Origin of the sequence: Lactobacillus melliventris, assembly GCF_042679465.1 — a bacterium.
Lineage (GTDB): Bacteria > Bacillota > Bacilli > Lactobacillales > Lactobacillaceae > Lactobacillus > Lactobacillus melliventris.
Map to the genome: position 1 here is coordinate 358,863 of NZ_JBHTMT010000001.1, position 20,924 is coordinate 379,786.

Genomic DNA, 20,924 nt, shown 5'->3' on the forward strand with positions numbered 1-20,924 from the left:
TTAAGATCCTTATTGTTTTTAAAAATTTTTAGTTCCTATGCTAAAATAATGGCAAAGGAGCGCAGAACAGATGATTAAAATTTTACTAGGTCGGCAAACCGATCCCATGCAGGAAAAAGTTTTACAGGAAGCAATAGAAAATTATCAGCGTTTTCCTAATCATAAAACTTTTGTCATCGTTCCTAATCACATTAAGTTTACCACAGAAGTCAGGGCAATTAACAGGCTAGCTGTTAGTAAAAACCAGACAGAGCAATCAGTGAAAAATTTACAAGTTTTATCTTTTTCCAGGTTGGCCTGGTTCTTCTTAAAAGATGCCGAACAGGGCTTACCAACAGAGCTGGATGATGCTGCAGCGGCTATGCTTTTAGCAAAAATCATTGAACAAAAAAAAGAGCAGCTGCATCTCTTTCAAACTACCAATTTAAATCCCGGCTTGCTCAAACAACTGTATGACACAATTTTGCAAATACGCGAAGGTAACTTGGACCTTAACGAGATTGATCTGGATACTCTTGATCTTGAAACCAAAAACAAAGTTGCAGATTTGAATATTTTATATTCTGCTTTCATTGAGGCTATTAAAGGTAAATTTTCTACTTCAAATGAAATTCAATTGCAATTAAATGAATATCTGGCTGCCTGCAAGGGACTAAGCACAACCGACTTTTACTTCAGTGATTTTTCCCATTTTTCACTGCAAGAATGCTTAACCGTTAAATTATTGATGGCCAAAGCTCATAGCGTCACCTTGGCCTTCAAAACCAAAGAGGGTGAAATTAACCCTAAACCTGAACCGGGTGATTATGATTACGTTATTCAAACTACCATCAATAAACTACTGCAGTATATTCAAACCCGTAATTTGCCTCATCAAATATCAACGACAATTATTAATCCCAAACCTACCAAAAGAGAGTTACTCAATGAATTTTGGACCGGGTCGGTTAGTGATATTGGTGAACTAGATCAGGTGCAGCTTGTGCGTGCTGACAATAGATACGCTGAAGCTTATTACGTTGCTCATACCATTTATCAGCAGGTTGCTTTAAGGCATTATCGTTACCAGGACTTTTTGGTTTTGGCACCTAATTTACATGAATACGAAACCTATTTAACCCCAATTTTAAGGCAGAATCAAATTCCGTTTTTTAATGACTTGCAGCAGGAAATGAAATATCACCCTCTGGTTGTTTTGATTGAAAATATTGCGCAGTTGCTGAATAGACCATTTCAAACGCAAAATATGCTGGCAATCATGAAAACTAGGCTTATTATCCCGAAGTGGTATCAAGATGAATCTGCTTATATATACGATGTTGATCAGCTGGAAAATTTTGTTCTGGCACACGGCATTAACCATAATCTTTGGCGCAGAAGTTTCACTGAATATATGGCTGCAGAGGTAATTGATTTAGACAAGGTACCAGAAGAAGTTAACAAAATAGATAAACTAAAGGATTTTTTTGTTAAACAAATTACCAAGTTGTTCCAAAGCTTAAAAGATGAGACAAATACCCAAAAAGCAATTACGACCTTTTTCGACTTTTTAACTCGAAACGGTGTGAATAATATTTTAGAAAAGTGGCGTGCTGATGCTCAAGAGAGTGGAGCCTTGCAAGAAGCGCGTCAGTCTGAGCAGGTGTGGGACTTATTGATCAACCTCTTACATGATTATTTACTGATTAATCCGGACAGTTTTGACCTTAAGAGCTTTTTTGATGTACTGATCAATGGTTTTAAGGAAGCTACCTTTTCGCAAATTCCGGCCACACTTGATGCAGTCAATTTATCTGAAATGGGGATTGTTCAAGTTAGTGGCTATAAACAAGTTTTTATTATGGGCGCAACGGTTAATGGGCTGCCGCAGATACAAAACACTCCCGGGTTTTTAAGTCCAGAAAACCTAGCAGAACTGAAAAAGGATTTTGGTGAAGACTCATATATTGAAGACAAACAAGAATTAAGCAACTGGGATCAAAATTACCAGTTTGGTATTTGTCTGGCTTTAGCACAGGATAAAGTTTACTTAACTTATTCTTTAGCCTCTGATGAAGGAGACACAGTTCAACCTTCAATCTATTATGAAAGGTTTAAGAACGCTGGTGCAGCAGAATTTTCGCAGCATAATCTGCCAGAAGAAACGAGTCAGCTACTGTCTTTTATTACTAATGCCCAAGCAAGTTTAGGCTACTTAGGTTACCTTAATAAGGCTGAAAAAAATATTGGCGTAAAAGAATTATTAAAGCTAACTCGTGATCTGTTACCACAAAAGACGACTAAAGTTATCGCCGCAAGCCAATTTATTAATGAACCCCAAAACATTGGGCCTGACTTGGCGCAAAAATTATACGGCAATAACCTTAATTCTTCGGTTTCTCAGCTAGAAACATTCTATGAAAATTCATATGAATATTTTCTAACTTATGGCTTGCATTTGCATAAAAGATTTGAAAATGAACTTGATACCATCCAGGCCGGAAACTACTTTCATGAAACTTTTGACAGGTTAGTTAAGGAATTAAATGAACGCTCACTCGATTTAGAAGAAATTGATGATCAAACACTTAATGAGCTCCTCAAAGTGGCGCGCACTAAAATGCAGAGTGAAGCCCGGTATAAGCAGCTTTTGAACGATCCCTTTAACGAATTTTTATTTAAATGTCTTGACCAAACCACTACTAAAGTTGCTACTAACTGGCACAAGGCAGTCACCAAAACGCCGTTACGTGCTAAATATTCAGAACTTAGTTTTGGTAATGGTGAACTGGTCAAGGGACTTAACTTGAAAATTCCTAATCTCTCTGGCAGACATTACGTCAATTTAAGGGGCAAAATGGATCGAGTAGATTTAGCTCGGGTTGCTGATCAGAATGAATTACTAGCTCAAGTAATTGACTATAAGTCTTCCGCTAAGAAATTTAATTTAGGATTATTTTATCATGGTATCTCTTTACAAATGGTTTCCTATTTGGATGTCTTGCTGCAAAATAAAAAGTTTTTTGCAGGGTCTACGCCTTTTTCACTTTTAGGTGCTTTTTACCAAACTGTCACAAGGCAAACGGATAGACTAAATGGTAAAGATTTATATAGTAATAATTTGCAGGTCAAAAAAGCCAATTTAGATGGTCAAGTTAAGCTTAAATATACCGGTTTGATCAATAACGACCAATTATTAATGCTGGAAGCTGAGCCTGATTTAAAACAGCCAAGCTATTCATCTTCTCTTTATACCGGGGTCAGATCCAAAAAAGATGGCACTTTAAAATTTAGTGGCAGTTCTTTTAAAGATGATGAACTTGACTTGCTGCTCAAATATGACGAAGAACTGATTAAAGAAGCCTCCAGTCAAATTTTATCAGGGCAAATAAAATTAAACCCTTATAAATACGGCAATGGTATCAATGCCTTAACATATTCAGATTACCGTGACATTTTCTTTTTTGATGCCATGCTGAAAGAAAATAAATATCATAAAATTGGTAATATTAAAAAGGAAGAATTACTTGAAAAAATCAAAAAACGGCTAAAGGAGAACAAATAAGAATGTCCCTAGGAGAAAAACGGTTTACACCAGTTCAGCAAAAAGCAATTAATGATCATGGCCGTGATATTTTGGTATCAGCTTCCGCTGGAAGTGGGAAAACAACGGTATTAGTGCAGCGTTTAATAAACGAAATACTTGCCGGAACCAGTGTTGACAAGCTACTGGTAGTGACTTTTACTAAAGCTGCTGCTTCCGAAATGAAGAAAAGAATTAAAACAGCATTATTATCGGAGCTACAAAAAGCTTCCTCCAAATCATACCTGCGTCAACAGCTTAACTTGGTCGACTCTGCTAATATTTCGACAGTTGATGCTTTTTGCCTGGATGTAATACATCATTTTTATTACGTGATTGACGTTGATCCCAGTTTCAGTATTTTGACTGATGATTCTCAAGCTGAGCTAATGCGCGAGCGAGCATTAAAAGATATAGAAGGAGAATTTTTAGAAAATAAAGACGCTGATTTTGTTGCTTTCTATGATAATTTTGCTGGTGACAGGGATGCACAGACGCCACAGAATTTATTACTAGATTTGTATAATTATGCCATGACTAAGCCTGATTATCGTGACTGGCTTAAAGAATTACCGCAAAAATATCAATGCGGACCTGAAGTGGTTAAATCTTCATTATGGCAAAAGGCAATCAAACCGTATTTATTAGATCTTTTTCAGAGTTTAGCTGACAATATTGCGCAACTTTGTCAAAGTACTACCATGGCTACCAAGCAGTTAAATAAAGTCAAAGAAAATTTTGACTTATTTGCAAAATGTCTTGCCAATTATTTGGCTGCTCTCAAAAATGATGCCGACTATGATGACCAAAGAGAAAAACTACGTGACTGTATTTTTCGTGGAAGTATGCATAAATCTGCGAAGTGGGATGAAGATGTCATTGCCTTTTATGATGAATGTCATAGCGTAAAAGAAGCAGCAGCGGAACAGATTTTTACCTCTTTTACTTCTTTTTATGCCACGGACGAGCAAGAACAATTGGCTTTAATGCAAAAGGGTAAGCAGATCATGTCAGCAATTGTAAAAGCTGAGTTGGCATTGATTGATCATTTTACTCAGTTAAAAAGAGCAGAGAATCTTCTTGATTTCAGCGACATGGAACAATTAGCTTATCAAATCCTCAGTCAGGATACTTCTGCATCCCAAATGGCGCGGTCTTTTTATCAAAATAAATACAGTGAGATATTGGTTGACGAGTATCAGGATATCAATCCCCTGCAAGAAAAAATATTGCAGCTGGTTAAAAAAGACGGCCAAAATAATATTTTTTTGGTGGGTGACATCAAACAGTCAATTTATGGTTTTAGGCAAGCGGAACCGAGTTTGTTCTTGCATAAATATCAAGAAGCAGCTCTTAAAGAAAATGAACAAAAAGAAGAGCGAATTTTATTATCTGATAATTTCCGCTCAACTAAGCCAGTAATTGCTATTGTTAATCAAGTTTTTAAAAATGTTCTTACCGCAGATTTTGGTGGGATTGACTATCAAACTGAAAGTCAGCTGGTCTATGGAGCGAGCTATTATCCTGAAAACTTACCAGCTGCAACAGAAATACTTTTTCACGAAAAAGATAATGATGAAAATACTGCTCAGGATGATACTGCTGATGATATCGATTCAGCTGAAATCGCCATGGTTATTAACCGCATTAAAAAATTCACAGAGGAAAACTTCTTAGTTTATGACAAGTCTTCAACTAATGATAATCATTTAAGACCTTTCAAATACAGCGATATTGTGATTTTAACCAGAAGCCGTAGCAACAACCTTGAGATCATGCAGGAATTCGCAAAGAATAATATCCCAATCATGGTTACGGATGCTAAAAATTACTTTCAAACTCTGGAATTAACTATCATTATGAATTACCTGCGCATAATTGATAATCCGGACCAAGATATTCCACTGGTAGCCGTCTTAAGATCACCCTTATTTAATTTTAAAGAGCCTGATTTAAGTCTTATTAGAATTCATACCCCCAAAGCTAGTTTTTACAATGCTTTAACTTCTTATGTGGCTGTTGGCGATGAGCTCAGTCAGAGAGTAAAAGATTTTTTGAACCAGCTTGAAGATTTGCGCAAATTTGCGGCAACGCACAGAATTTCAGAATTGATTTGGAGTATTTATGAAAGAACCAGCTTACTGGAAATTATGACGTCGCTACCTAACGGCAAGCAGCGCAGAGTTAACTTGGAAGCTTTGTATGAAAGAGCTGCATCCTATGAAAGTGCGGGCTTTAAGGGATTATACCAATTCATTAATTTCATCGAAAGAATGCGGCGTAGCCAGAAAGACCTGGCTCAACCACTTTTAACTAAAGAAGCAGGAAATTCAGTGCGCTTAATGACAGTTCACGGTTCCAAAGGGCTAGAATTTCCCATTGTGTTCTATTTAGGTTTGCAGCACCGCTTTCAAATGCGGGATTTAAGTAATAATTACATTATCAATTCAAATTCAGTAGGTCTGACAATCAAAGAAACTCAGTATCGTGCTGATACACTAATCAAAGCAATTGACAATGTGAATAAAAAAAGACAACTTTTAGAAGAAGAAGCGCGTATTCTATATGTCGGAATGACACGTGCAAAGCAAAAGCTAATTTTAGTGGCGGATTTAAAGAATTTACCCAAAACGATTAAAAAATGGCAAGATCAAGTTAATCAACATGGTCAGATAACTCTTAGCAGTAAACTTAATGCTACTAATCCAATGAGTTTCATTGGTCCTGCAATTGACTGGCAGAAACTTCTAAGTCAAAAAATCACAGATATAAACTTAGCTGCAGAAACAAGTCAAAAACTGCTTTATCTGCAATATCAAGGTGAAAATATCAATTTAAAAGAGCAAGCAGTTCCAGAAAAAGTTGAAAAAGATAATGTGTCAGCGTTAACAGAATATGCCAAAAAATTATACAACTTCAGTTATCCTTTTCAAGACGCCAGTCACACAACTGCTTATCAGTCTGTATCTGAAATTAAAAAAGCTTTTAATGACCCTCTTGATGCTGAACTTGAAAACGCACACCTGATTTCTTCTACCAACCGTTATTTGCAACCGATTGATACTAAACCTGACTTTTTGTATCAGACAAAATTTACCGGGGCGGAAATTGGGACTGCAATGCACCTTCTTCTGCAATACTATGATTATCATGGCTCCGGCAAAGCAGAGCAGGTTGAAGAAGAAGTGCGGCAGTTAGTAAAACAAAATAAGCTCAACAGCAAAATTGTTGCCAGTTTAAATTTGCAACAAATAAATTGGTTTGTTCATAGTGATTTTGCCCAAAAATTTTGGGAAAATCCTGCAAATCTGCAGCGCGAAATTGAATTTTCAAGTCTGTTGCCAGCTGACGTTCTATTTGCTAATTTCAGTGACCCGGATGCAAAAATTTTAATTCATGGTACAATAGACGGTTATTTTAGTGAAAAAGATGGCATAATATTGTTTGATTATAAAACTGATCATATCGATCACAGCCACTTAGAATTAGCTATCGCCAAAATTAAGCAAAAGTATGCGGGGCAATTGCGTTTATATGAAAGAGCTTTAAATTCTTTTTCCGACCAAAAAGTTAAAGCTAAATATTTAATCTTATTAGATGCATGCCAAATTGTTGAAGTTAAGTAAAGAAAGGAGGGCTAATGCAGAATGAAATCATTTGAGCAGACCGTATTTGCAGTTGTTGATCTGGAAACTACCGGAACACAGCGAGAAGATAACAATCATATTATCCAGTTTGGCTGCGCTATTATTAAAAATATGAAAGTTGTCAAAACATATTCGTTTATGATTAACCCCCACCGTGAAATTCCAATAGCGGTTCAAAATCTGACTCATATACACAATAAGGATGTGGCTCATGCAAAAGATTTTTCTTTTTATGCACCAAAGATTGTAAAAATTTTAAAGGATACTGTTTTCGTTGCTCATAACGTCAATTTTGATTTGCCGTTTTTAAATTATGAATTAGTACAACATGGTTATGAGCCCTTAACCAATCGTGCAATTGACACCGTGGAACTGGCCAAAATTGCTTTTCCTACGGAACCATCATATAAATTGAGCGATTTAACGGCATTATTGCACATTAAACATTTAAACCCCCATAAAGCTGACTCTGATGCCTATGGCACTGCAGTTTTACTAATAAAAATTATTGAGCGGCTCGAAAGTTTACCCCAAGCTACTCTTAACACGTTAAGCTCTTTGGCGCACGGTTTAATCCGTGACACCTCTTGGATCTTTACGACTATTGCTGATGATGCACGTAAAGAGAAACGTCCTTTATCTTCTGCATACCAACAAGTACGACAAATAATCTTGCGTAAGCAGGAAAAAGTAGCAATCACCGCAGGTCAGTCGTCAACTACTTTTCCGAAAAGTGATAGCGCAAAAAAGAAGCTGTTTCAAAATAAAATTAATTACCGGCAACCACAGGTAGACCTAATTAATCGTATTGAACAGTTTTTAAGCGCCTCAAAGCAAAGGACACTATTAGTTGAAGCTCCTAATGGCACCGGTAAGACTTTTTCTTATTTATTTGCTTATTCCTATCATTTATATACCAATAGAAAATTAGTAATTGCTACGCCTACAAAAGTTTTGCAAAGACAGATTATTAATCATGAAATACCCCAATTATTGAACGTTACCAAGTTGGACTTAAAAGCCGAAGAAGTCAAAGCCAGCAGTCATTACCTTGATCTAGATGGCTTTTATCAGAGTTTATATCAAGGTACTCCTAATAAGTTGACTTTAGTTTTGCAAATGCGTATTTTAGTATGGTTAACCGAAACTAAGACCGGCGATTTAGACGAACTGCAGCTTACTAACTATCGTGCACCTTTATTTACTCAAATTGCCCATCCTGGAGATGCTCGCGTTGGTAGCATTTTTGCGGGCGTTGATTTTTGGAACTTGGCTAGACAAAGGCAAGAGCAGGCTGACATTTTAGTGACCAATCACGCCTATTTAGCCAATCATTATAACGATACTATTTGGGGACAAAATCCGTATCTTGTTATTGATGAGGCTCACCGCTTTGTAGACAATGTTATCAGTTCTAGAAACGATTCGTTTCAGTTCGAATCATTATGGGGAGCTCTCAACCATCTGCGTAATTTGCTTTATTATGCCGATGACAGTGTGTTTAATCAATACGGTAATGACGTTCAGTTTAATTTTTTATTGGAAAAGCTGGATCCGGCAATCCTTGAATTAATTAAGGTAATAAATCATTTGCAGCGTTTACTCTGTTCTAAAAAGAAAAAGGCTGTCAGCCAAAATACTTTGGCTAATGGTAATTTGCTACTTAGCTTTAGAGGAAGGGATTTATTTCCCAAAAATAGTCAGTTTTTAGTCAAACTGAAGGAGCTGCAGCGGAAGCTGGAAGACATCAGGCAAAATACCAATCAAATTTTATTTAAGATGTACAATGAAACTGACAATTCAAATATTGACCGGGATGCAATTTTAAGCGAAACTTCAGGCCAAATAGATCAACTGGATGATTTTATTACAAAAAGCTATCAGTTATCTGATTTGCTTCGTAAAAAGGCTTATGTTGAATCAGAAGGCTTCATTGTGACTTTAACTAATCCTCAAGATCCTTTGAGTGCCAATTTAAGCTGGCTGATGCTTGACGCAACGCCAGAGTTGCAGAAAATATACGCTCGCTTCGATCACATTTCATTTGTAAGTGCAACTTTGACAAGTGAAAATGGTTTTGATTTTATAATTAAACTTTTGGGTTTAACCGACTTAGCACCACAAAAATACATCGGAACAAGCACATTTAAATTAGCAAAACATCTTGAGGTTTTATCTGTAACTGATTTTCCAGATATCAATGATCCTACCTACGAAAAAAAGCTAACACAAATTATTGAAAATGACTTGGCAAATAAAAATCACGTTTTAATACTAATGACAAATTTAGAACAAATTAAAAAAACATTTAGTGCTATTATCAATTCGCCCAACTTACGTGATTTTGAAATTTTGGCTCAGGGTGTTTCTGGGTCAAATAATCGTATTATTAAAAGATTCGCCATTGCTAAAAAAGCTCTGATACTTGGTGCAGATAGTTTTTGGGAAGGAATTGATTTTCACGAATGTGGTGTAGATTTGGTAATAGCAACAAAATTGCCATTTGAAGCTCCCGATTTACCTGAAGTTAAGCTGCGCCAAAGACAGCTCGTTGACAGAGGAATTGACGTTTTTCATTCTGACACGATGCCTCGGGCGGTTATTCGGTTTAAGCAAGGAATGGGCAGGCTAATACGTGGAGAGCAGGATAGAGGGCAATTTTTAATATTAGATTCGAGAATTTGGTCTCAGGATTATGGTCCTATCTTTCTGGCTGCGGTTCCCGTTAAAGTCAAAAAAATATCTTTGAATGATTTACAAGAAAAGCTAGAAAACTATGATACAAGATGATACTAAACAAACATTTAAATTTTTAGCATGGGTATTCTTAATACTGGTATTGTTATACTTTGCTTTTATAATAATTTTTTATAAGGCTGGTAATCCTGAAAGAGCAGAAACCCGCGAGCTTAACAAAATTGCCCTACAAAAGACTCCGATCAAGTACACCGAAAAGACCTATCATTTGAATCGTGGCATTAACAGCTATTCTTTAAAAGGTCTGACTAAGAATCATAAGACCTATTATTTTATTTATTTGCCAGGGTCTAAAAAAGCATATCTATATCCAGCAAGTAAGGGTGTTAATGAAGCAGTTATCCGCAACAAATACAGTGCTAAAAGGCCAACTGCAAAAATTACTGAGGTAAATCTAGGCTGGTATCAGAATAAGCCGGTTTGGGAAATAAGTGCTAAAAATGATGCGGGGGAATATCATTATCAACTTTTTAATTTTAAAAATGGAAAATTAATAGGTTAAGTCGCTAAATTGCTCAAACTTTGGTATTATTAATTTGATTATGATAAGGAAAGTGGAATAAAAGTTTATGACAGAATTAATTTCTATAGCAGATTGTCGCAATCATGTCGACCAGGAAGTGCAAATGCACGTTTGGCTGACGGATAAACGTTCAAGTGGCAAGATAGTTTTCTTACAATTACGTGATGGTACAGCATTTTTCCAAGGCGTTGTTCGTAAAAATGCTGTTTCAGATGAAGTTTTTGAGACAGCAAAATCACTGCATCAAGAAGCAAGTTTCTACATCAAGGGGACTGTTCATCAAGACGAACGTTCTCACTTTGGTTATGAAATTCAGATTTCGGATTTGAAGCTTATTACTAATAATGAAGGCTATCCTATCGGTAATAAAGAACACGGTATTGAATTTCTTCTTGATCACAGGCATTTGTGGTTAAGAAGCAAGCGCCCATTTGCGATCATGCGAATCAGAAACGTCATTTTCAAAGCAACTGTTGACTTCTTTGAAAATGAAGGTTTTATAAAATTTGATGCTCCGATCTTTATGCATTCTGCTCCCGAAGGAACTACGGAATTATTCCATACTGAATATTTCGGTGGGGATGCATACCTTTCACAATCTGGTCAACTTTATGGTGAAGTAGGGGCTGAAGCATTCGGAAAAATTTTTACGTTTGGCCCAACTTTTAGAGCAGAGGAGTCAAAAACTCGTCGTCATTTAACCGAGTTCTGGATGATGGAGCCGGAAATGGCCTGGATGCATCAAGCTGAATCTCTTGCTTTGCAGGAACGGTTCTTGTCATATGTTACTGGACAAGTTTTACAAAATTGCCAATATGAACTGGAAATTTTGGGAAGAGATCCTAAGAAGCTTGAGCCAGCTTCTCAGGGCAATTATACCCGCTTGTCTTATGATGATGCAGTAAAAATGTTGCAGGATGATGGACGAGACTTTAAATGGGGGGATGATTTTGGCGCACCTGATGAAGCTTTTATTTCTGAACAATTTGATCGTCCGTTCTTCATTGTAAATTATCCAACCGCTATTAAACCTTTTTATATGAAGAAGAATCCTGAGAACCCTAAAGAATATCTATGTGCAGACGTTCTAGCACCTGAAGGTTATGGCGAGATTATGGGTGGTTCTGAACGTGAAAGTGATTACGATACTTTACTTAAACAAATTCATGAAGCTGGCTTAAATGAAAATGATTATAGCTGGTACCTGGATTTGCGTAAATATGGTAGCGTACCTCATTCTGGCTTTGGCATGGGATTTGAACGGGTAATTGCTTGGATTTGTAATTTAGACCATGTTCGTGAAGCTATCCCATTCCCAAGAATGATTAATAGACTTGAGCCTTAATAATAAAATCAATAAGATAATTAAAAGTTGAACTAAAATTACTTTAGTTCAACTTTTTTAAAGGAGAAAAATCATGCAATATAATGATTACCGTGCTTTAGGTGTAACTCTGTTATCAAACGGTTTGCTAGCTTATTATCCCCAGCTAAAAATCGATGACGCTGAAATGATGGTCATTTTGCAACTGGAAATGTTTGCTCAAAAAGGAGACTTTTTTCCAACTAATGAAGAAATTGCGGCCAACACTAATTTTTCCGTTGCAGAAATTGGATCCTTATTGCAAAAATTAATTGAACAAAATTTTTTGGTAATTGATCAGGTAACTGATCAAAAGGGCATGATTGGAAATAAATATAACCTTAACCAGCTGTACGACAAACTGGATAAATTGTTGGCAGGAAAAACTGATAGTACCCTCAATAAAAATGGCAAAGATAATTCAACCTCTGTAATTGACAACAGTCCTCTAAATCAATTAGTTCGCCAATTTGAAATTGAATTTGGCCGCTACTTAAGCCCAATCGAACGCGAAGAAATTGCTGCTTGGCTAAACGTTGACCATTATGATCCTGCTATTATCAGGCTGGCTTTGCGGGAAGCTGTTTTATCTCAGGCATATAGTTTAAAGTACATCGATCGCATTTTGTTAAATTGGCAAAGGCATAATTTAAAAACAGTGAGTGAGGTCCAAAAGTTTTTGAGGAGGAATCGCTAAATGGAAACGGAAAAAATTCTTAGTGCTAAAGAAGCCAGAAAAGTTTTAGAATGTATCAACAAAATGTACCCTGACGCAAAAAGTGAATTGGTGTGGGATAATAAATTTCATTTATTATGCGCGGTTTTAATGAGCGCTCAAACCACTGATAAAATGGTAAATCGAGTAATGCCTAAATTTATGGAGGACTATCCTGAACCAAAAAATTTGGCAACAGCAACGATTCCGGAAATAGAAAAGCATATTTCCCAAATTGGTCTTTATCATTCTAAAGCTAAGCACTTAAAAGCAACAGCTGAAATTCTAGTATCAAAATATGATGGTAAAATTCCTCATGACAAAAAGAGCTTGCTTTCTTTACCCGGAGTCGGAGAGAAAACGGCTAACGTTGTTTTAGCTGAAGGGTTTGGCATACCTGCGATAGCAGTCGATACTCATGTGTCACGAATTTCCAAGCGCTTTCATATAGTACCGCAAAATGCTAAGCCACTGGAAGTAGAAAAGAGATTAGAGGAAATTTTACCTAAAAGTGAATGGATTCATACACATCACGCTATGATTTTATTTGGTCGCTACTCAATGACAGCACGGGACAAAAATGACCCCTATACTTATTTAAAAGAAAAATAGTATTTAAAAAATAAAAATTTTAGTATAATTCCTTTAACAAATTAATTTAAAAGGAGTTTAAAAATATGAGTAGATGGCGCATAACCAACATTATTTTAGTGGTTTTATTTGCAAGTTTGGCATTATTTCTCTGGCTGCGTCCCTATGATGGCACGGGTACAGCTAATACAATGAATGTCAAACTCATTTCCTTAGCTGTTTTAATAGTGTTTTTTGCTTTTATTGGCCTAATAGAACTAATAGTTTATCTATTTGTGAAAAAATAATAAAAAAACCGCTGAAATTTTTTCAGCGGTTCTTTTAATTAATGATGATTCTCGTCATTGGCCGAGTTATTACTTTCGCCCCCAGGCTTGTTCGGCTTTTGTTCATGGTGCGGGTTATTTTCAGAATTGGAATTATTTGCATCATTATTTTGACTAGAATCAGATGAATTGTCTTTACCAGTATTACCTGTTTGCGGCTTATCTTTTAAATCCTTATCTTTCTTTTCATTTTTATTATTTTGGGTCGTTGAACCATTTTCGTGATGAACTGAATTTCTTTCTTGAGTATTGCTGGTAGAAGATGAATTATTTGTATTAGTTTTTTCATCGTCTTCATCATAGTCGCTGCTATCATCAACTATACCAACAGGAGAATGTCCACGAACAAACAGTTGCCATTCCCCAGTAGAAGAAACCTCTGGAGGATTCGAATTTTTAGCAATTCTAGCCCTAATCACCGAATCGGGCTTTTGCCAGTCAACATTTTCTTTATTTCTCATTAAATAGGTCATCATGTTTTTATAAAAAAGCTGCGCTGACTGCTGTCCGATGCCGGAAATAGTACCATCTTTTAGATTATCGTAACCGGTCCAAACACCAATTGCATAACGAGGTGTGTAGCCAACAAACCAGGAATCCTTTGGCGTAGCTGCGTACCCCGGATAACGTGCTAAATCTTGTTCAGAATATTTAACGGATCCGGTTTTACCGGCATGATACAAACCATTAATCTGGGCATTTCTGCCAGAGCCATTTTTTATAACACCTTTTAACATATCCGTAATTATGTAAGCGGTGGCTTTACTCATAACACGAATACCCTCAGAATCATAATTTCTGGTTAATCCATCAGGAGTTTCAATTTTTGAAACAAATTGCGGTTTATGGTAAATACCCATCGTTGCAAAAGCACTAAAAGCTCCTGCCATTTGTAAACTGGAAGCATTCGCGCCGATAGCTACAGACAGGCCGGAATCCTTCGGAATATCAATGTCCATTTTGCCAGCAAACTTTCTCGCACGAGGTATGCCGACTTCTCTTAATGTTTTTACTGCAGGAACGTTACGTGATTGTTCTAAGGCATGCCGCATAGTCATCATGCCGTCATATTTATTGTCCCAGTCGTATAATTGGACGTTTGTTCCCGGATAGACGTATTTGCTGTCATCTAACATTTTAGCAGTGGACCAATTAAGGTATTCAATGGCAGGGCCATAATCTAGAACAGGCTTAATTGAAGATCCAGTTGAACGAGTAGTTTGCACAGCCCGATCTAAGCCTAGCTGGACTGAAGAAGGCAGATGCCTGCCGCCCAATATAGCTACCACATGACCATTGCTAGGATCAACTACGGAAGCACCAATCTGCATTTTATCGTTAGTAAAGGGAACCTGCCCATTATTAGCCAATTGATATAGTTTCTTTTGAGCTTTCTGATCCATATTAATCGTAATTTTTAAATTATCACGGAAAGGATCAAAACCCTTTGCCCGAACTTCGGCAATTGCTTCTTTAACATATGGATCATTAATTTTACGTAAGTTTGACTGTTTGCGCTGATTATGTGGTTTTAAACCCTTTTTAATGCTTTCCTTGCTGGCCTCATCATATTGTTCTTGCGAGATTTTCTTATTCTTCAACATCGCCTTTAAAACGATATCACGGCGGTATTTGGCATATTGCGGGTAGGTATAAGGATTATAAACAGTCGGCCTGTTAGGCATCCCTGCCAGCATCGCTGTTTGAGCTAAGTCTAAGTCTCCAATTTTTTTACCATAATAAAAATTAGCCGCGGTGCCAATTCCAGTATTGCCATAATTCATGTAAACTTTATTAATGTAGAATTCTAAGATTTCATCATGACTGTATTCTCGCTGCACCCTCATGGCCAGCCAGGCTTCTTGAGCCTTTCTGCGTAAAGTCCGTTGAGAAGCAGCTGTTGAAAATTTTGTCAGCTTAACTAATTGCTGGGTGATGGTAGAACCGCCGGCAGAGATACTTTTACTCTTGGCATTAGTTAACATTGATCCTACAATTCGAATCGGATCAATTCCTAACTTATCCTTATAAAAGCGTTTATCTTCAACCGACACGATAGCATCTTTTAACAGTTGCAAATCTTTGCTGTCCTTGACGTATTGTCGCTTTTCGGTACCTAAAGACATTACAAATTTACCATTTGTATTATATAATCCTGAAGAGCCGCCACTTTCAAGGTCAGCGCGACTAATATTGGGAGCATCCTTAGCGTAAAATGCAAATAGACCAACGCCGGCTACCAGAAATAGAAAAATAACCAAAAACGTCCACTTAAGTATGCGGCGCCACAATGGTTTAGGTAAACTTTGGCGGTAGTTTTTACGTGATTCACGTCCATTATTTGAGTTGAAATTTTTATTTGTCATCGTGTATTTTCCTATCCGAGATAAAAGAATCTACAGCTTTCAAATACGGAAGTGTTGGTTGAAAACCGTTCTTAATCTCTATTGACCAATCCTCGACTTCTTTTAATGTTAATGAACTTTTGTTTTTTGTCCACCAAGCTTTGATAATTGCGCTTGCGGGAGTAACAAAATAGCGGTTTAAGCTTGTAAATCCTATTATTGTAAAGCATATTCCTTTTTGCTTCAAGCATTCTGCTAAATGAACTATTTGATGTTCGTGGAAATTTTTTAAGGGAAAATTAGTTTTGTTTTTGGTTTCTTTAGCTTCGAAATCCAAATAGTAACCTTTATATACACCATTATAATCTGTGGTCGATTCCTGGCGAAAGTATGCTTCTTTTATTACTGCACGTGATCTTTTAGGGTAGTCTACCTTAACAATTTGAACAGGCGTAGGTTTTTTATGTACCACGGCTATTTCTTTAGTACGATAATATTTATTAGATTCATTAATCATCTGTTCAAGGTTCATCCCTCGATCGGAAAAATTAATATTTTTATGTTTTCTTCTTTTATGTGAAGCTTGGGGCTTATCATTTAAGTTGCGAAAAGCGGCAGAACTGCCGGTTGGATATTTGACCATAAATATCACTCCTGCTAGCATTATAGCAATAAAGAAAAAGTTTTTGAACAAGGAGCCATTTGTTTCATTATGCAAAGACTATGGGTAACTGGGTACCGTAACTACGAATTAAATACCTTCGGAGATAAGGATCCCAAAATCAAAATCATAAAATTAGTTTTAAAAAAACATATGTTAAATTTATTGGAGAATAACCAGCTAGATTGGGTAATAACTGGAGCAAATCTGGGAGTAGAGCAATGGGCAAGTGAAGTGGCCGTTTCCTTGCGGGAAAAATATCCTTTAAGAACATCTATTATTGTGCCCTATGAAGACTTTGCCGGCAGATGGAATGAAAGCAATCAAGAAAAGTATCTTAATTTAAAAAGTCAAGTTGACTTTTTTGCTTCTACATCTAAAGAACCGTATCAAAACCCAGTTCAACTGCGCAATTACCAGAATTTTATGCTACTACATACAGATAGAGCCTTAATGCTTTATGACCCTGAAAATCCAGGTAAACCCAAGTTTGATTATAATTTAATCAAGAAATATCAAGAAACAAAAGAATATCCGCTTGAATTAATTGATTTTTATGATCTACAAGATGAAGCTGAGGAGTATCAAGAAAATCAAGAAGATAATTATAAAGAATAAGGATAACTTTATTTTAAAATTAACATTTTTGTTTTAAGCATGGCTAGTTTTTGCTAGAATAAAAGTGATAAAAAAAGGAGTTGTATATTATCATGGCAGATTTAAATGATATTCAACTATCCACACAGGATATTTTAAAAAAACAATTTAGGACAAAAGTTAAAGGCTTAGACCCTGATGAAGTTGACGCTTTTTTAGATAAAGTAATTGCAGATTATGACACCTTTGAGCAAATAATTGAAGACCTTTACGGCCAAATTGGCAAGCTGCAAGGTGAATTAATGGATGACCATCATAAAGAGCAAGCTCTTGATTCACAAAAAACAAGGAGAATAACTCCAGTAACATCTGCGGAAAGTATCAAGACATATACCCCTAATCATGAACGTTCAACGCAGAGCTTCAATCCAATTAATAAATCAGATACACAAACTGAAAATTCCACTAATATGGCCATTATTCAACGAATTTCTACTCTTGAACGCAAAGTTTATAATCTTGAACAACGAGTTTATGGGTTACAAAAAGAGTAAGCTTTGATATAATTCTTAATGGTGCAATTTTTGAGCAGTCGCGGTTTGATCTGAAAGAGGTCAGGCTGAGGAAAGTCCACGCACGCACGAGCTGAGATGCTTGTAGTGTTCGTATTTAGCCCAATAAGCTAAAGAATTTTAAGTTACGGCGAAGAAAGTGCTAAGTCATTCTAATGATATGCATAAATATTCTGAAAAGTGCCACAGTGACGAAGCAGAAGTGGAAACACTTTTGGTGGAACGAGGTAAACCCTGCGAGCGTGCAACCCAAACTTGGTGGGGGCGTTCAATCTAAGAAAATGAACTAAAGATTGGATTGCTACTAGTTTAGCAAAGATAGATGGCTGCTACAGGTATTTATGCCACAAATACTTGAACAGAACGTGGCTTACAGAAATTTGCATTGGCAGCGTTGAGCTTTTCAAAGGGCTCAACGCTTTTTTTTAAAGGAAAGAATAAAAGATGAGAAAATATCAGTTATATACAACTATGGGTGTCGGCTTTGAAAGCGTTGTTGCAAGAGAACTACAAACGCTGGGATATCAAACCCATACGGAGAATGGTAGAGTATTTTTTGAGGGCGATCAAAAAGATATTGTCAAAACCAATCTATGGTTGAGAACAGCAGACCGCGTTAAAATTTTACTTAAGGAGTTCAAGGCGACCGATTTTGATACCCTTTTTAATCAGGTTTATGATATTGATTGGGCTGAGCTATTACCAGTTGACGCTAAGTTTCCTGTTAAAGGCCGGTCAGTCAGATCAAAGTTGCACTCTGAACCTGGTATTCAATCAATTGTAAAAAAGGCGATTGTAAATAAAATGTCCGATCAGTATCATCGTCGTGGCTTTTTACCAGAAAATGGTAATGAATATCCTCTTGATATTCATATTAATAAAGACATTGCCCGCATATCGCTAGACACTACTGGTGCCAGTTTATTTAAGAGAGGCTATCGGATTGAACATGGTGGAGCACCGCTGAAAGAAAATTTTGCGGCAGGATTATTAAAACTAACTCCATATGATGGCAGCCATCCTTTGATTGACCCCATGACAGGTTCAGGTACTTTAGCTATTGAAGCAGCTCTAATAGGGAAAAATGTTGCCCCTGGGATTTGGCGGCAATTTGCTTTTGATGGTTTTGATTGGTTTGACAGCTCTATTCATGATGAATTGGTGGCGCAAGCTAAAAGTGAAATTAAGCCTCTTGACCAGCCAATATGGGCCTGTGATATCGACCAATCCATTTTAGAAATTGCCAAATTAAACGCCAACAATGCTGGTGTTTTACAGGATATTTACTTTAAGCAGGTTGCAGTAAAGGATTTTGCCACAGACTTAGAAAATGGGGTAATAATCGCTAATCCGCCTTATGGTAAAAGGCTGAAAGATCGGGAATCAGCTGAGGTAATTTATAAACAAATGGGTGAGTCACTTTTAAAATATGACACATTCAGCCAGTATTATTTGGTTGGCGATCCAGCATTTGAAAATTTTTTCGGTAAAAAAGCGACCAAAAAGCGCAAACTATTTAATGGCAACTTAAGAGTTGATTTCTACCAATATTGGGCAAGAAAAAATGATTACAAATAAAGCGAATACCAAATTTTGGGTGATTACAGATACGCATTTAATTGCAGATAGCTTGCATGATGATGGTCAAGCGTTTCAACGTATTCAAGATACCAGTCAGGGTAAAGACCTGGTATATCAAGAAACAGCTTTGAGGGCTTTTGCTGCTTTTGCTAATGAAAAAAAGCCGGCAGCTATTATTGTTACTGGTGACGTTACTTTTAACGGTGAGCTTATTTCGGCACAAAAATTTGCAGAAATATTTCGTAATTTAAGTGAAACTAAATTACTGGTTTTGCCAGGAAACCACGACATATATGATGGGTGGGCCAGAGCTTTTCAAGGTCCTAATCAGCTTTATGCCCATCAAATAAGTCCCACTGATTGGCAAGGAATTTTTAAAAGCTCATATGATTGTGCTCAAAGTATTGATCCCAATTCATTGGCATACAGCGTACAATTAAATAAAGAATACCTCTTACTATTACTTGATTCCAACATTTATGGTGAACATGAAGCTAGTGGGGCTCCCTCTACTGAAGGGCAAATAAGCGAAGAGCAAATTGTCTGGTTAGAAAAGCAGTTAGAAAGTGCCAAGATGAGGCACCTTAAACCACTTTTATTCATGCACCATAATCTTTATGTTCATAATCCAGCGGTTAATCGCGGCTTTGTTTTAAACAATGCACAAACATTATGCCGTTTATGCCAGGATTATAAGGTTAAAATAGCTTTTTCCGGCCACATTCATGCTCAAAATATCGTCGAGCCACAGGCAAAAACACCCACTACAGAAATTGTTACTTCAAGTTTTTGTTCATACGATCAAGGATATGGCATAGTCAAAGTAAAACCGGATCACATTGAATATCAGCGACATACATTTGATATGAAACCTTTTTTAACTAAAGAAGAACGGCTAGATCCGAATCTGGTTCACTTTCACAGCTACTTAAAGAACATTCAAATAAGAAATTTAACTGGTAATTCAAATAAAAAAGATCACTTAAACGATGATCAATCTAGATTGCTACAAAGGGTAAACCGTCTTTTTATTGAAATGAATTATCAATATTTTACGGGTCATAATCATATCGCAAAAAAGCAACTAAAAAATTTATACTCGTCTAAAGAATTTAACATCTTAGTTAGTCAAAGGCCGCGATTTAGCGACTATATGAAAACTTTATTCGATACTACTAATCACAGTAACCTCAATGCAGAAGTTTGGTATTAACAGGGATTTTTATGAAAAAAAAGCATTTTATTATTTTAGGTCGTAGTGGATTAATATATTTTTGCTGGATCTTAATTGTATTTTTCTTGAGTCTGATATTTTTATATGAAAGCACTAAAGTTTTTAATTGGCCAGCACTTATTTGTGCTTTAATTTTCCTTATTTTATTGCTCTATACTTATTTTAATTCTTATTGGGATACGAGCATATTCAAACTCCCATTTCGTTCTAAGACCAAAATGTCATCAAAGCCAACTATTTTACTGCAATGGCATTTTTTTAAAATTTATGAAATTAAATTGAACGAATTTGGCCACTATTATTTGTTAAGATTTGAAAAATAAAATAGTTAAACTAGAATAATTTTGGCAAAAGTAGCTATTTTATTTATAGAAGAAAATTTAGCTTTATTCGTAATTTATAGCAGGTTATGCATAAAAAATGCTTAATGTTTGATATAATGACAATTGA

General features: G+C 36.3%; 14 protein-coding genes and 1 other RNA gene. 13 read left to right on the forward strand and 2 right to left on the reverse strand.

The window, feature by feature from the left end; genetic code table 11:
• The first annotated feature begins 70 nt into the window (after positions 1–70).
• The 8 genes from ACFQ32_RS01885 (at position 71) to ACFQ32_RS01920 (ending at position 13,445) form a co-directional block, all read left to right on the forward strand.
• Positions 71–3,544, forward strand: coding sequence for a PD-(D/E)XK nuclease family protein (locus tag ACFQ32_RS01885; protein WP_046324845.1), 3,474 nt, complete (start codon positions 71–73; stop codon positions 3,542–3,544).
• A gap of 2 nt (positions 3,545–3,546) precedes the next feature.
• The gene (addA, locus tag ACFQ32_RS01890) at positions 3,547–7,188 is read left to right on the forward strand and encodes a helicase-exonuclease AddAB subunit AddA (protein ID WP_046324844.1); all 3,642 of its coding nucleotides are present in this window, start codon (positions 3,547–3,549) and stop codon (positions 7,186–7,188) included.
• 21 nt (positions 7,189–7,209) lie between these two features.
• Positions 7,210–9,999: a helicase C-terminal domain-containing protein gene (locus tag ACFQ32_RS01895; RefSeq protein WP_046324843.1), complete on the forward strand. Its 2,790-nt coding sequence runs from the start codon at positions 7,210–7,212 to the stop codon at positions 9,997–9,999.
• The gene (locus ACFQ32_RS01900; protein ID WP_046324842.1) at positions 9,986–10,468 is read left to right on the forward strand and encodes a hypothetical protein; all 483 of its coding nucleotides are present in this window, start codon (positions 9,986–9,988) and stop codon (positions 10,466–10,468) included. Before ACFQ32_RS01895 ends, ACFQ32_RS01900 begins: the two co-directional genes overlap by 14 nt.
• 67 nt (positions 10,469–10,535) lie before the next feature.
• Entirely contained in the window at positions 10,536–11,834 is a 1,299-nt protein-coding gene (asnS, locus tag ACFQ32_RS01905) for an asparagine--tRNA ligase (RefSeq protein ID WP_046324841.1), read from the forward strand.
• A 73-nt stretch (positions 11,835–11,907) separates the two neighbouring features.
• Complete coding sequence (locus ACFQ32_RS01910) at positions 11,908–12,549, forward strand: DnaD domain protein (RefSeq protein WP_046324840.1); 642 nt, start codon at positions 11,908–11,910, stop codon at positions 12,547–12,549.
• Entirely contained in the window at positions 12,550–13,179 is a 630-nt protein-coding gene (gene nth / locus ACFQ32_RS01915) for an endonuclease III (RefSeq protein WP_046324839.1), read from the forward strand.
• Between the two features lie 65 nt (positions 13,180–13,244).
• Positions 13,245–13,445: a DUF3923 family protein gene (locus tag ACFQ32_RS01920; RefSeq protein WP_046324838.1), complete on the forward strand. Its 201-nt coding sequence runs from the start codon at positions 13,245–13,247 to the stop codon at positions 13,443–13,445.
• 38 nt (positions 13,446–13,483) lie between these two features.
• Here the strand turns inward: ACFQ32_RS01920 and ACFQ32_RS01925 are convergent, their stop codons facing one another.
• Positions 13,484–15,850 (reverse strand): transglycosylase domain-containing protein, encoded by a 2,367-nt coding sequence (locus ACFQ32_RS01925; protein ID WP_046324837.1) that lies wholly within the window; start codon positions 15,848–15,850, stop codon positions 13,484–13,486.
• The gene (recU, locus tag ACFQ32_RS01930; RefSeq protein WP_046324836.1) at positions 15,840–16,472 is read right to left on the reverse strand and encodes a Holliday junction resolvase RecU; all 633 of its coding nucleotides are present in this window, start codon (positions 16,470–16,472) and stop codon (positions 15,840–15,842) included. Before recU ends, ACFQ32_RS01925 begins: the two co-directional genes overlap by 11 nt.
• Positions 16,473–16,541: 69 nt before the next feature.
• Here recU and ACFQ32_RS01935 point away from each other — a divergent pair, with 69 nt between their 5' ends.
• From ACFQ32_RS01935 to ACFQ32_RS01955, 5 genes are all read left to right on the forward strand, one after another.
• Positions 16,542–17,108: a DUF1273 domain-containing protein gene (locus ACFQ32_RS01935; protein WP_046324835.1), complete on the forward strand. Its 567-nt coding sequence runs from the start codon at positions 16,542–16,544 to the stop codon at positions 17,106–17,108.
• A gap of 92 nt (positions 17,109–17,200) precedes the next feature.
• Positions 17,201–17,641: a DivIVA domain-containing protein gene (locus ACFQ32_RS01940; RefSeq protein ID WP_046324834.1), complete on the forward strand. Its 441-nt coding sequence runs from the start codon at positions 17,201–17,203 to the stop codon at positions 17,639–17,641.
• Positions 17,642–17,667: 26 nt separating this feature from the next.
• Positions 17,668–18,037: RNase P RNA component class B (rnpB, locus tag ACFQ32_RS01945), an RNA gene on the forward strand.
• A 66-nt stretch (positions 18,038–18,103) separates the two neighbouring features.
• Positions 18,104–19,237, forward strand: coding sequence for a THUMP domain-containing class I SAM-dependent RNA methyltransferase (locus tag ACFQ32_RS01950; RefSeq protein WP_046324833.1), 1,134 nt, complete (start codon positions 18,104–18,106; stop codon positions 19,235–19,237).
• Complete coding sequence (locus tag ACFQ32_RS01955; protein WP_046324832.1) at positions 19,224–20,453, forward strand: metallophosphoesterase; 1,230 nt, start codon at positions 19,224–19,226, stop codon at positions 20,451–20,453. Before ACFQ32_RS01950 ends, ACFQ32_RS01955 begins: the two co-directional genes overlap by 14 nt.
• Positions 20,454–20,924 lie beyond the last annotated feature (471 nt).

What these genes read in the sequence shown, in the direction of transcription:
- ACFQ32_RS01935 (WP_046324835.1), top strand. Translation starts at nt 16,542, where the DNA reads ATGCAAAGACTATGGGTAACTGGGTACCGTAACTACGAATTAAATACC.
- ACFQ32_RS01885 (WP_046324845.1), top strand. Translation starts at nt 71, where the DNA reads ATGATTAAAATTTTACTAGGTCGGCAAACCGATCCCATGCAGGAAAAA.
- nth (WP_046324839.1), top strand. Translation starts at nt 12,550, where the DNA reads ATGGAAACGGAAAAAATTCTTAGTGCTAAAGAAGCCAGAAAAGTTTTA.
- ACFQ32_RS01950 (WP_046324833.1), top strand. Translation starts at nt 18,104, where the DNA reads ATGAGAAAATATCAGTTATATACAACTATGGGTGTCGGCTTTGAAAGC.
- ACFQ32_RS01900 (WP_046324842.1), top strand. Translation starts at nt 9,986, where the DNA reads ATGATACAAGATGATACTAAACAAACATTTAAATTTTTAGCATGGGTA.
- asnS (WP_046324841.1), top strand. Translation starts at nt 10,536, where the DNA reads ATGACAGAATTAATTTCTATAGCAGATTGTCGCAATCATGTCGACCAG.
- ACFQ32_RS01910 (WP_046324840.1), top strand. Translation starts at nt 11,908, where the DNA reads ATGCAATATAATGATTACCGTGCTTTAGGTGTAACTCTGTTATCAAAC.
- recU (WP_046324836.1), bottom strand. Translation starts at nt 16,472, where the DNA reads ATGGTCAAATATCCAACCGGCAGTTCTGCCGCTTTTCGCAACTTAAAT.
- ACFQ32_RS01920 (WP_046324838.1), top strand. Translation starts at nt 13,245, where the DNA reads ATGAGTAGATGGCGCATAACCAACATTATTTTAGTGGTTTTATTTGCA.
- ACFQ32_RS01925 (WP_046324837.1), bottom strand. Translation starts at nt 15,850, where the DNA reads ATGACAAATAAAAATTTCAACTCAAATAATGGACGTGAATCACGTAAA.
- ACFQ32_RS01955 (WP_046324832.1), top strand. Translation starts at nt 19,224, where the DNA reads ATGATTACAAATAAAGCGAATACCAAATTTTGGGTGATTACAGATACG.
- ACFQ32_RS01940 (WP_046324834.1), top strand. Translation starts at nt 17,201, where the DNA reads ATGGCAGATTTAAATGATATTCAACTATCCACACAGGATATTTTAAAA.
- ACFQ32_RS01895 (WP_046324843.1), top strand. Translation starts at nt 7,210, where the DNA reads ATGAAATCATTTGAGCAGACCGTATTTGCAGTTGTTGATCTGGAAACT.
- addA (WP_046324844.1), top strand. Translation starts at nt 3,547, where the DNA reads ATGTCCCTAGGAGAAAAACGGTTTACACCAGTTCAGCAAAAAGCAATT.